9 protein-coding genes are annotated in these 12878 nt (G+C 50.6%); 3 read left to right on the top strand and 6 right to left on the bottom strand.

From position 1 onward, the window contains the following. Positions 1 to 81: 81 nt before the first annotated feature. The 3 genes from IPJ88_03880 to IPJ88_03870 form a co-directional block, all read right to left on the bottom strand. Positions 82 to 1107, bottom strand: coding sequence for a hypothetical protein (locus tag IPJ88_03880; GenBank protein ID QQR90882.1), 1026 nt, complete (start codon positions 1105 to 1107; stop codon positions 82 to 84). A gap of 425 nt (positions 1108 to 1532) precedes the next feature. Further along, entirely contained in the window at positions 1533 to 6071 is a 4539-nt protein-coding gene (locus tag IPJ88_03875; protein QQR90881.1) for a DUF4215 domain-containing protein, read from the bottom strand. A gap of 472 nt (positions 6072 to 6543) precedes the next feature. Continuing rightward, positions 6544 to 7674 (bottom strand): hypothetical protein, encoded by a 1131-nt coding sequence (locus tag IPJ88_03870; GenBank protein QQR90880.1) that lies wholly within the window; start codon positions 7672 to 7674, stop codon positions 6544 to 6546. Between the two features lie 171 nt (positions 7675 to 7845). On the opposite strand from IPJ88_03870, the gene IPJ88_03865 reads away from it, so the two are divergent. Next, positions 7846 to 8439, top strand: a complete 594-nt coding sequence (locus tag IPJ88_03865; protein QQR90879.1) for an NUDIX domain-containing protein — start codon at positions 7846 to 7848, stop codon at positions 8437 to 8439. On the opposite strand, the gene IPJ88_03860 is transcribed toward IPJ88_03865, so the two are convergent. Both IPJ88_03860 and IPJ88_03855 read right to left on the bottom strand, forming a co-directional pair. Continuing rightward, positions 8436 to 9500: a phosphodiester glycosidase family protein gene (locus IPJ88_03860; GenBank protein QQR90878.1), complete on the bottom strand. Its 1065-nt coding sequence runs from the start codon at positions 9498 to 9500 to the stop codon at positions 8436 to 8438. The two genes, IPJ88_03865 and IPJ88_03860, sit on opposite strands and share 4 nt — an antisense overlap. Positions 9501 to 9794: 294 nt before the next feature. Next, complete coding sequence (locus IPJ88_03855) at positions 9795 to 10070, bottom strand: hypothetical protein (protein ID QQR90877.1); 276 nt, start codon at positions 10068 to 10070, stop codon at positions 9795 to 9797. Between the two features lie 208 nt (positions 10071 to 10278). On the opposite strand from IPJ88_03855, the gene IPJ88_03850 reads away from it, so the two are divergent. Beyond that, complete coding sequence (locus IPJ88_03850) at positions 10279 to 11367, top strand: hypothetical protein (protein QQR90876.1); 1089 nt, start codon at positions 10279 to 10281, stop codon at positions 11365 to 11367. Continuing rightward, on the top strand, positions 11358 to 12425 hold the full coding sequence (locus IPJ88_03845; protein QQR90875.1) for an agmatine deiminase family protein: 1068 nt from the start codon (positions 11358 to 11360) through the stop codon (positions 12423 to 12425). Before IPJ88_03850 ends, IPJ88_03845 begins: the two co-directional genes overlap by 10 nt. Positions 12426 to 12431: 6 nt before the next feature. Here the strand turns inward: IPJ88_03845 and IPJ88_03840 are convergent, their stop codons facing one another. Continuing rightward, the gene (locus tag IPJ88_03840; protein ID QQR90874.1) at positions 12432 to 12872 is read right to left on the bottom strand and encodes a hypothetical protein; all 441 of its coding nucleotides are present in this window, start codon (positions 12870 to 12872) and stop codon (positions 12432 to 12434) included. Between the last annotated feature and the right edge of the window lie 6 nt (positions 12873 to 12878).

Here is a 12878-nt window from a genome sequence, read left to right as displayed (position 1 = left end):
TCCCGTGCGCCTTTCGCCTGGAACATACCAAGAGCGCTTCGTAAGACACTCTCAAAAACGCCGGGGCAGCTTTCTTGGCTTTTATAGAAAGTTATCCAGGTCGAGTTCACCGGCAATTTGCATTGCGCTATCAAAGATCTGTGCTTTTTCTTCTGGGGTAGCCTGTCCGGACAGCAAAGCCCATATCAATGCGACTGCTGCTGTCCCGCCAACCGTAAGTTTGACTCCTAACGATAAGCCGGCAATGGCAGCGCTAACCGCTGGAGCAAGAACAACGAGAGCAATGCCTGCTACCAGTCCTCCCACCGCCCCAACGACACTCACAACTTTTGCACCATCCGCAAGCAAGGCCCAGATCACTTCGGTTTTCTGCCAGCCCGTGTATTCAACAATAGCAGGGTTTCCTTCTTCATCGACGGTGCGCACGGCCAAAGGCTCTCCATTGTTGAGCAGTTGCCATGCTGTTGCCACATCGAGCTCTGTGGTTTCAATGTTCAGAGTCTCTTCGGGTACTGACGCAAATTGGCCGAGTTCTTCGACAGCCGGTAAATCATCAAAGCCTCCTTCCTCGCCGTCATCACCGCCGGTATTTTTAACTCGTTCCTTAATATCTTCTGGGCTTAGTTCGCCGGTGCCTACGGATACAGTTTTAGGTTGGGGTTGCTCAGGCTCTAAAGACGGCATGTAGGCTTGAACCAGGTTGCTATTGCAGGGGCCACCACACTGAAAACTAAAAGAATCACCGGCCCGCGACCAGGAAGAGGCGAACACCGAAGCACCGCCACACATTTCGAAATTTGCCCCGGTATCCTTCAAGCCGGTGATAAACATATTAAACGCTTCAGCGATTTGTCCAACCACACCCAGTTCATCCCTACATTGCTGAACAGCAACTTCGTGGTTTCGGCTACCTTCTTCAAAACCAGCGCAGCGTCTAATCACTTGATCACAAATCTGTGTTAGGTTGCCTGCCGTACTGCGCAGCACTTCGTAAAAGGGCTCAAGTTGATTTTCATTGTCGCTTTGCAAATTTGCATCGCCTTGAACCGCGCATGAGCAAAGCAAAACCCCAATAACTGACAATGTAAGTGCATGTTTCAAACTCATTGCTATAGCCTCCGCATCTCTGCCATGCAGTTTCTATGCCAACTACTTTGGCTCTGATCTCACCAAAGTTATCTAAAAAACGGGAGCGATAGGAAGACATTGCCGTACAACTAAATAATCAAATGGCAGCTGCAATGAGAGCCGTGTGGATAGAGAAAATGGATAAACCCGGCCAAGCCCAGCTGATTCTGGATCGCCATCGCGAGCCAGTTTTTCCGTGAGTGTGGTCGCTTGAGCCCAGAGCCTCAGACCCAAGGACCCAAGCGGAACGATCCCAATGTCGTTGAAACGAAGGAAGCATAAAGAAGATTTCAACTTTGTGTCTGGGCCCTTTTCAAGGATACAGAGGCAGCATCCCCCGAGACCCCAGCGGTCTGAAATGGTGTTTTCACCAACGAGGATGCCTAGGAATGAGAACCGAGGCCTTATCGCTTTCGGCGACGGAAAAGGACTAGCACGATCAGCGATAGCCAAGTCCATCCTTGCGAGGATGAGGAGCTCACGGAACATGAACCTTGGCTCAAGAGCCCAAACAGACCAGAGTCTTTAGCTTGCCCGCTATTTTGACTTGAAGCATCCGCATTGGAAGCTTCGGCTGTCGTATCGCTTGCGCCAGCAATGCTTAGTGACTCCCTGACAGGCAAGTTTAGCGCTGGATCACCAAACAAGGTGTACAGGGGCAACATCTCTTTAGCTAGTTCATCGCTCTGTGCGCCAATATGGAGCTGTGAGAATATCGTGCCGAGACGTTGTGCGTCGCTGCTGCTAGACCAGAAGCTGTTTGCAAAGCTCATGGCCAAATCAGTTGCGGAAGCGGACATGCTAAGCCCTGTAGGAGCCCATACCGCAATCGCGCCGCCTTGCTCTGCGCTTACAAGCGCTTCAGCCAAAGAAGTCGCATTGGGACTTTCGTAACGGCCCACAGCGCAGGTCATCGCCGTTACAATCGGCAAGCGGCTGTTGGAAAGCGTTGACACATCGTCTCTTAGTAGAAGACCAACGCCATCAAAACGGTCCATGCCTCCGTGGCCGAAGTAGTTGACCCAAAGAGTTCCTTCGCTAAGTGCAGTGAAGAAATCGACACGAGCATCCTCTAGGCCAAGGGCGTTGACATCAATGCTCTTTGTTGCGAGTGAATCTCCCACAAGACCTTCGAGCTTAGCGCTGTCCTTAGAAAAATCGCCGATTCTGTTGCTACCTGTAAGTAAGGTCGCATCATAGCTAAAGGCTTCATTGCGTGTTGATTCCCATGCAATAATCCGCGCTACCATGCGCTCGGCTGCTTCGAGATTGGTTGCTGGCAGACGACCAATGGAAAGATCGGGCACTAAGTCGTTGCCCGTGATATCCGCAAACCACACATCCGATGCGTACAAACCAAAACGAGTCTGTATCATTTTGGGTGCAATGGCTCCCGGACCTTGCCCGCCAAAGAAACGGTAGTCGTAGCTACCATCACCAAGGAGCAACACGTACTTGGGCTGCAGGTAGGAAAGCAGCTCTTTAATGGCCTGCGGTTTTGGCAAAGCAAAACCATAAGCCAGATAGACGTCTTCGACCAACACCACAGCTGAACGTAAACCGTCCGCGTTGCGGTAGGCAGCTAAACGTTGTGCGGCTGAATACATACTGCGGTTTGTCAGGATCAAGTAATCAACATCCTTTGCAAGATTGCTCATCACTTTCTTTGAAAGAGATTCCCACTTACTTGATTCAAGCAGACCTTCAACACTACTTAGTGCATAACGGTGTCCTGCAACAAACTCGGCTGTGATTTGGCTGAGTTCATCGGAGATCGGCCGTTCATCGACCTGCAACAACACACCGTCGCTTAGATCGATGGCGATAGCGCCCTCTCCCTCTATTTGAACTGAAAAGACACCACTGTCCTCGGCTTCAAACTCCGCGGAACTAGCCAATGCATCAAGCAAAGAAGAATACCGCAAACTGATTTTATCAAGATAGAATCCGCCGGAGAGCGTTGAGCTTGCCTTTGCAACCAAACGGAGCTGGTTACTCCCGCGCTTCAAGCGTGTCGATGGCACGGCTAGGTCATAGTGCTGAGCCCCGAGCCTGCTAAGACTTAGCGTTCCGCTCTTGACACCATTGATCCAAAGCTCGACATCTTGACTAAGTTCACTATCAATCGCCCACGCTCCGAAAAGATCAATACCAACCACTACTTCTTGTCCAAGTGGAGCCTGAGGCAGCACAACATTGGTCTGAAAACTTTTGTAACCACTCAGGTTTGCACTCATGGCTTGCCAGAACCAATAGTCTGTCTCTGGATCGGGCGACACGGCCGTGGCAGCAAACTTGTTTTGCTCGAGCACAATCGTTTGCCGGCCCTGAATAAGACCTTGGCTAGCGCCGCTCTGCGTCTCTTGTACCGACAGCTCTTGGCCATCTGCAAGCGTCAAGCGTAGTATGGTCTTGGTGCTATAAATGCTTTGAGTATCTTTCACGTAGCCAAGCACAACATTTGTTTCAGCATCAAAGCGCCAAGATACTTCACCTCTCTCTGATGCGATCGAAAGTTGGCCTTGGCCAAGTCGTGCACGCAGCTCCGAGTCTTGTAGTGCAAAGGATGCCGCGATGTCGGACAAATTCAACGAAAAGATGCCGCCGCGCTCAAGCGTTGCAAACACCGCAAGAGGCGTTTCATTATTCCTTAGTGCTTGATGGACAAAAGCTGCCGGAGCTGGACTGTGCTCAGGCCTGCTAAGTGCTTGCTCATTAAAGCTCCAGGCCTCGGGTGCATTTGCTCCGTTGAGTTGACTCTCTGCAACCAGAAGCTGAGCGCCGGTGATGTCAAGCTCGTAGACACGGAAGTGCTGCGAGGAACGAGCAAAAGCCTGCGGCACCTTCACACGGTACATCGTGTTTGTCATATCGAGCAGTGATGAAGGGATGAGTTCGTCGCTAAGCAACTCCCACTCGCCGCTACGTTGGTTTAAAACCATGGGCCAGTAGCCAAGGCTGCCTTCTTCCGAAATGCTACGCCATTGCAAGTAAAGCTGACGGTCTTGCCAGCCAAGCTCAATAGCGTCCACTACCGCGTGGGTAGCAATAGAGCACACACTTGGATTGGCCGCGGTGCATTCATAACCTGCTTCGACTGCACAGCTCGCATCGCAACCGTCTCCCGGTGTCTGGTTACCATCATCGCATTGCTCAGAAGGATAACCAATGACGCCATTGCCGCACAGTGGAGGACCTTCGCATAAGTACTGAGCCGTATTCGTGCATACTTCATCGGTCCAGGTTCCCACTGCGCCACTTTGCATGCGTGCACAATCGGAGTTGCCCGCGTTATCCGGCTGACCACTGGCCCAATCGATTTCGCTGGACGTTCCGTTGGCCCACACAAAGGTTCCTTCAGTGTTGGTGTCAAAAAAACCAATCCAAAAAGCGCTTGCGCTTAGCCCATCGACATAGGTGTTTTCGGTGCTGTTATTGATCGTGACTAAGCTCCAGTCATCACCAAGTGATCCGCAGGCTCCAAGAGCATTTCCCCAGTTTGCCGCTACCGGACAGTAAAAATACTCGGTATCCACGACACCGCCAGCAATGTTGGAATGCCAAGTTCCGCCTGTACACAAGAAGCTGCATACGGAGGGCTCTGCTACACAACTCCAGCCCGATTCGATTGTACAGGTTGAAGAACAACCATCGGAGTTGCTGGTATTGCCATCGTCACACTCTTCAACACCCTCAATAACACTATCGCCACACACCGGCGGCGTTTCAACCGTGCAGGTAGACGAGCAACCATCTCCATCGGCAGTATTGCCGTCATCGCACTCTTCAACGCTGGGTGCACGGATGCCATCACCACAGCTAGCCGGCCCTTCGCACAACGATGGAAGGTTGGCGGTGCATGCAATATCGTCCCACTGGTAGGGTGTACCATTCCAATACGAACCGCAGTCTTGGCCGCCATTATCGTTTGGCTCGCCACTACCCCAGTTTTGATAGCTCGCACTAAACACCAACGTACCATCATGAAAACGCCAGTCGCCTTCGCCTGTTGAACTAAAAACACCTGCTTGGTCGGTCATGCCCAGCCATACCGACGAATTGGTTGGATTTTGCAGGTAGAGATTATAGAGAAGACTGTTTTCGTTGACGTTGTCAACCAGCGCTAGGTTCCAACCTGTGCCTAGGGCTTGGCATGCTGCTTGCGCTGCCGAAAAGTTTTGAGTGGTGGGACAGTAGATATATTCCGAGCTACCATAGCCCGAGGTAATCTGATTGACGCAGCCACCTGTGCACGAAGAGGGCTCTCCTGTGCAGGTAAAGCCAAACTCTGCTTTGCAGCTTGAATCACAGCCATCACCATCGGTGGTATTACCGTCATCACACTCTTCGGTAGCGCCTACTGCGCCGTTGCCGCAAACAGGAGCGCCTTCGCACACAAAACGTCGGTTGCCGGTACAGCTTCTGGCATACCATTGTGAATCCGTATTTATGTAAGCGCAGTCACGATTCGAGTTGCTGGTGCTTGGCTCCCCACTGGCCCAGTTTTCATACAAACCGCCTACAGAACTTCCTCCGCTACCGCCTTGCCAAAACTGCACATCGTCCGTCCAGCGCCACTCGCCTTCAACGTTGGAGTCATCTCCACCAATCCAGGTCGTGCCGCCAATCATGCCGTCGATGTGGGTGTTTTCACTGGAGTCATCGATGCGCGCCAAGCGCCAAGGGTTACTGTCCGAACCGGTAATTAATTGACAGTTCGTATCGGCGGCACTCCAAGTCGTTGTACCAGTGCAGTACATATATTCTTTGCTACCGTACGCACTGTACGTTGCTGTTCCGGAGCACTGTGCAGCTGCTGGTGCAGGATTAAGCAGACCAGCTGACAGCATCAAAACGCTCATACCCAAAAAAAGCGTGTTGAAAATAAAACGAAAACTTAACTTACTTACTGCTTGCGAACTCGATGTTGTAAATGTACCCATAATAAAAACCCAATATCCAAACCCACTTTAAACTTACCACTGTTACATTCAGAATGCAACTTTACAGTGCTCTGGAAATTGAATTTTATAATTTTTTGTAGGAGCACAGCTCCAAAGGTACGTTCGGCAACTACCCCCTTTGCGTGAAATCACCGCTCGATCCTCTAAATCACGACCTTGCGGCCAGAACCTAAAGAAACGCTGGAAGAAAGCAGGTAGCTGAGCAGATACAAAAAGCTGCTGTGTACAAAATGACACAAGAGGCAGGCTGTGTGGGTACTAACGGCACCATTATCCTATAAAAAACTACAGCAAATTCAACAAAGTCAGATATGGCACGCTTTTAGCTATACCTATGTTCATCAGGAGTATGATCATGATGAAACAACTTAACACCACAAGCCGATGGCGCTGGACACTGGTCTCCATCTGGCTTTTGACGAGTGCCTAAAATCAATCGAACAAAACAGAACTACGGTTCAACGTCACGTTCACAACCCACGGACCATGCTGGACCACACGCAGCAGCGTCGTAAGGCCAAACACGGTAACTCAACCATTTTTCCTGGCCATTCACCAACAGACAAACTTGGCTCAAGTCACAAGGCTCTGGCAGCGCCGTAATGCCGCCTGCAAAGAAGGCGCCGCGCCACTGTCCAAGCTTCCCTGTGCAACTGTCGTTGTTGAGCGTGCTTGCTTGAGCAAGCTTGTGTGGATTGTTCCAAGGCTGATATGGCGGAATGCTCCATGGCGAGGGATCGCCTGATGGTGCGCCAGTGCCTTGATCTGCATTTGAATCGTTATTGTCCCCGCTATCGGTTGCACTGTCATCGTCGGTTGTATTCGCGGTATCGCTAGTGTCTGTGCTATCGGCATCGTCACTATCCGAGCTATCTGCACCATCAAGCGAACTACTATTTGAAGAACTGTAGATGTACGATACATCACTAATTCGAAGAACCACCTTACGGTTACTTGGCTTACATGCCTCAGCAAGAACGCCACGGACAGGAAAAGCATCCATCACGATTTTAGGCGAAAAACTAGCTGTGAATGCACTGGCATCACTTTCGTCGGTCTCAACAGTCAGATCCACCGTAAGCTGTGCTTGCACAGGTGTTACGGTCACTTGAGGACAAGGCGTAGTTTGGCTGTTGGCGTTCGAAAGCGACCACAGTCCTGACGGTGCATGGTTTGTAGATACAGTCACACTCTGGGCATCTGATGCGCTTTTTCCGGCTTCGAATTTAAATTCGATGCTGTTTGGCGTAAGCTCAGCCCAATCAATCTTTAGTGTCCATGTACGAACTAGACGATCGTCACGGGAATCAACACTATCACCAAGGGTGACTTTTAGAGGCGTGCTATTTCCGGCTTGCCACATACCGTCGCTGTACACTTCAAGCTCATTGCTCTGCATGTTCTGCACTAGGATCTGAAGTGCCGGGTAAGTCCACGATTTTGAAGCGTTGCTAAAGGCTTGCACTTTGCCGGTAAGCGGCGGAAGTGTTGTTTCACTCGCCTCATCGGAGCAACCCATGCCTGCTACCATCACGACCGACAAAACCAGTGCAAAAGAGACCCAAAAACAATGTTGCTTCATGGCCCTGTTTTAGCGCAACTTTACAAAAAAGCACATCGATCGATGTAATCGGCCTAACCATCGAATAACAAAAAGAAATATATGCCAACACCACCTTTTAAACTGAAATTTCCTCAAACTATAGGGCTTCAAAGTCTTCCAGAACCAAGCAGGGGCAAAGCGTTCCTAAGCTTGAAACGCTTGCATCTTCAAAATCACTATGCGGATGGAACGTTGAGCGAGCCCTATACCTATGACTCTGTAGTGCGAGAGAACTTGGATGCCGTCGCCATCGTCCTTCACAGTAAAAATCGACAAGGACAACCTACCTTGTGTCTACGCTCTTCGCTTAGACCGCCACTCTTGACGCGAAAGAATGCCCGACTTTGCTACCCGCAAGATAGCGATGCACACACGAGTTTATGGGAAATTCCAGCAGGCCTTATCGAGGCCGATGAGCGAGGCCTTGACGGTTTGCGCCATTGCGCCGCCCGGGAATGCCTAGAAGAGGTCGGGCTTAGGCTTGCCGCAGAAGACTTTGAGTTGTTGGGCAACTCCTCTTACCTTTCACCTGGTGTTATCGCCGAGAAAGTCTTCTGGCTTCACGCCTTTGTTGAAGGCTGCCCGATCGGCAATCCCGAAGGCGATGGATCGCCGGTTGAGCAACATGCGCAAATATGTTGGGTCACATTCGCCGAAGCTAAAAAAGCACTCGCCCAAGGTGTTCTTTGCGACGTAAAAAGCGAAATTGCGCTGCATCGTATCGAAGCATGGCTATCGCGTTAATGGTTATCTTTGGATTTCCGTTTACGGCGCCTGCGCAACCACACGAACGCCCCCAGTAAAACAAAGGGCACACAAGCGATACAGACATAGAGAATCGGAAAGAGATATTCTCTGAATTTTCCAAAGCTAAGTGGTGGCTCACGTGGAGTCTCGATATGAAGCTCTGGCCCCTTCTCTTTTATTTGGCTGTGATATGGGTTGTCGTTAATTCCGCCGTCCAGACTGGAAAGGGGTTCGTTCGCGGATTGGCTCGACGGTGCGATCACGCCGATGTGATTCATCACTTCACGTTCAACACCACGTACAAAGGCTTCTTCTTTTCCGGCTTCATCCGTTCGTACTTTATAGACTTTGCGTGTCTTGCTTTCAGCGCCAAAACCAAGCCGTGCAATCCAGCGCCCTCCACTTGGCGAGTTGACCACTCCACCCTGCTCCGCCACGTACATCGTACTTGAGCCACCACCATCAAGGTTGATGGCTGAGTCGGCACCAAAGCCGATAAAAAGCCTGGCTAGCTCATAAAGATTAATGCCGCGGCTGTGACTCTGCCGACCCGAAACCACTATCAAGATGACTTCGTCACCACCTTTGGCAACGCCGACCGCTGTGCGTGGGTGCCGATAGCGCGAATAGTCACAAGCCTTGAGCGCTTCTTCATCGATTTTACCGTGGCGGACTAACTGCGGCCAGCCCGATACAGCTTCGCTCACCGCTGGCTCTTCTTCTTTAGAAAACACCTCGGAAGGTCGACTTGTAAAGGCTTTGCCATCCGGGGAAATCGCAAAAAAACCAATTTCATCATCGTCTTCGCCAACTGGCCAGCGCTTTCCAAAACCGGCCGACACGCCCCAAGCACGCATCATCTTGCCCCAAAAACCGCCATTGGTAGCTGCCGCGAGATGATTCTCTTCAGCAAACTCTTTGACGGTGCGCCAACGCTGATCATAGGGCGTCGTCACAACACGCACACCCGGATAACGAAGATTTACAAATAGAACGTGAATGTGCGCAGGCAGATCGGTTTGTGCGCCGCAAGTAACGCAGCCCTGGATTCGGCTCAAACCATTCTTCTTCGACTATGTTCGATACACGCTCGTCTGCCTGTACGACAGAGCAGTAACTCCAAAGGCAAAAAGCGTATAAAAAAGCAAGATTGATTCTACGCATAGACTGGCGCGCATGCTGCCACGCCCTGAGCCTAAACAAAAGCCAGCAATACACGGTGCTTTTTTAGAGGTTTTTAGCCCGCTTAGCTATGTACAATCGTTTGTGCCTTTGCAAACACCCGGAGTGTTGTTTTTCCGATAGATACACTCGCCTTGCAGGGTGTCATGCACATCGCCGTGGTTTTGTGACTAGGCCTGGCTAAAGTGCCATGAGTTGATTCCCATACACGAAAAAGAAGAATTCACAGCACCGGGACTGATCACACACGGATCCGAGCCGCCTTCGCAAATCCAATCTTTTTGAAAAGCATCCGTACCGGCACCGCAGCCACAGTCACCAAGATTCGATCCACCATCGCCATAACAAGCTTTGTCCGCACCGTATAAAGCACGCGTATCACCCGTACAGATGATTGAAGTCGAGTTTGTAGCTGCTCCGCCGCAAGGTACGCCCGCACAATTCACATTTTTGGGGTCACTTTCCTAGCGATTTTGGCCCGCAAAAACAGGCCTAAACTCACTCAGTTTGGAAACTTCTTATGGACCGGAATTTTCCAAACTGGGTGAGTTTAGGCCCTTTTAAAGGGCTTGAAAAATGGGGGAAAGTGACCCCGTCTGGGGGAGCCTGTCGGGTAGGGTTGCGGCGGGGGGGTTTACGGGGCAAAAGGGCCTTATGCAGAGGGCTTTTGCTTCGATTTTAGTGCTTTTTTCGCTCGTGATCGGGCCTGCGGCTTGCAAGCGCGATAAGCCAAAATTGGCAGAAAAACACCATAAAACAAGACAGAAACGTCATGAAACCACCGAAAAAAATGACACTCCTGTCAAGTCGAGCTTTTTCGCTGTCGATGAAATTCCTTTGCGCGAGGCTTTGGCTTCCGGGGCTATTAAGGAAGTCAAACGCGGACGTGGGGGTCGAAGTCTCGCCTTTAAAATCACCTTAGCAGACGGCACTGAAGGCTACTTCAAGCCCGAGCAAAGTTTTTCGGCGGCGCACTGGTATGCAGAAGTGGCGGCTTATTATCTTGATCGAGAGCTTGGTTTGGGTCGGGTCCCGCCGGTGATCGGTCGCCAAATCGCTTGGTCCCTACTGAAGCGTGCTGCAGGAAGCGATGAGCGCCTTGACGAGCTCACGATTGGCGAAGACGGTTATCTCAAGGGCGCTTTTGTATGGTGGATTCCTGAAAAACTCACTCCGCTCGAACTTGGTTTTGGTTGGGAGCGCTGGATACGCATTGATCCTTGGTCCCCGAAACGTGTTTCACCCATGCGCAGGCCTGCTGTGTATCGCGAAGCCATCGAGTTAGAACGTGACGGCCAAGATCCTTTTGAAGATCTCGATATCAAGATTGCAAAGGATCCAAACTTTCGCGAACGTCCCAAAGAACTCTCGGACTTGATTGTGTTTGATTATCTGATTCGCAACGTTGATCGGTGGGGCGGAGACAATACCAACGTGCGAACCTTAGGCAAGGGCGGCCCATTGCTTTTCTTTGACAACGGGGCTGGCTTTCCGCGCTATGCACATCAAGGCGGTATTATGGAAACCCGCCTCCATACTGTGCAGCGCTTTCGCAGAGAAACAATTGATGCCTTAAAAAAATTCGATATAGAGTCCTTCAAGAAAAGACTTCACCAAGACCCACTCAAACCTGTGCTTACTGACTATGACCTTGAAGGCCTTGAGATTCGTCGCAAGGCGATTTTAGAGTACGTCAGTGAACTAGAAGAAAAATTTGGACAAGAGATTTACACATGGCCATAGACACAACGCTCTTTAGTGAAATCGCTCGAGACTATCGCCGCGCTGCTGAATGGGAAGAACATAAAGCTGTTTGGCTCGGCTGGCCTTGGAATGAAAACGAGTGGGGAAGATACTTAGCCGGAGCCCAACGTGAACTGATTCGCTTTTGTGAAGCGATCACCCATCGCGATCCGAGTACGCACAAGGCGCGCGGCGAAAAGATCATCATGCTCGTGCACGACGAAAGCTCGCTTACGCAAGCCAAAGCCGCGCTGCAGCACCTCAAAGACAACATTCAGTTTGAGATTTTTCCGATTGGCGATATCTGGCTGCGTGATACAAGCGCGTTGTTTTTAGATCACCGAAACAATGCCAATAAACAACTCGCGGCCTGCTTTTCCTTTAATGGTTGGGGCAGCAAGTACATCATCGGACAAGATACCGCTGTTGCCCAACACATCTCATCACTCAGCGGCCTTGATTCCATATCCGTGCCCTTCGTTCTTGAGGGTGGTTCAATCGAGAGCAACGGTGAAGACTGCTGCCTTACGAGCCGTCAATGCTTATTGAATCCCAATCGCAACGCGGGGATGAGCGAAAAGGAAGTTGAAAGCTTACTCAAAGAATCCTTAGCTTTTCGTAAGATTCTTTGGCTCGATGAGGGCCTCGCTGGCGATCACACCGATGGACACATTGATAACTTAGCGCGCTTTATCAATGCCAATACGATTTTATGCATGGACCCATCCGGGCAAGATGACCCTAACGCTTCGGTGCTTGGCGCGATCAAAGCACGGCTTAAATCGTTTACCGATGCTCAAGGAAAAGCTTTTGAGGTTGTGAGCATTCCCTCACCCGGGCTAGTGCTCGATGCTCAAGGCCAAGCCATTCCAGCAAGCTATATGAATTTTTACATCGCCAATAGCAGCATCATCGTTCCTGCTTTTGGTAAAGACAACGACGATATAGCACGCATGGCTCTACAAGATTTTTTTCCAGACCGACAAGTCTTTAGCTTGCCTGCCATGGATCTGCTTAGCGGTGGCGGAAGCTTTCACTGCATCAGTCAACAGCAATAAGCTAACTTAAATAACACTTGAAGGAATGCAGTAACGCACACTGAGACTCGGTGAGCTAGCATTTTGAAGAATGGTTAAACATTCCAAACCATTTGCGCAATCGCTACTATCGTCACACCGCGGTGCACAAAAAATGCGTTTCGAGACTTCGATTGGATCGGCGCAATCTTGTGTGCAGTTTTCTGCGGGGTTGCCGTCAAGGTGAAAGACAATACAACTGCTGTCGATGCATTCGGTGTTGCTTGTGTCGAGATAAACTTCCTGAGCATCGAAGTTTATCGCAGCACTCGGCGTGCATGATTCAAGCACTACCGATACGGCGCCATCATCCTGGCTTGCGTCCTCAAGCATCGTGTCTGCTCCAGCATCACCGTTTGAAGCTGCAGTATCATCATCACAGGACAAGAGAGCACAAAAGCAGAGCGCTAGTAAAAGCCGATAAAACACGATGTT

The sequence above is a fragment of the Myxococcales bacterium genome (genome assembly GCA_016699535.1).
Taxonomy (GTDB): Bacteria; Myxococcota_A; Polyangia; order Polyangiales.
Note: the sequence above shows the minus strand (reverse complement) of the source record. Positions and strands in the feature narration are given on the sequence as shown.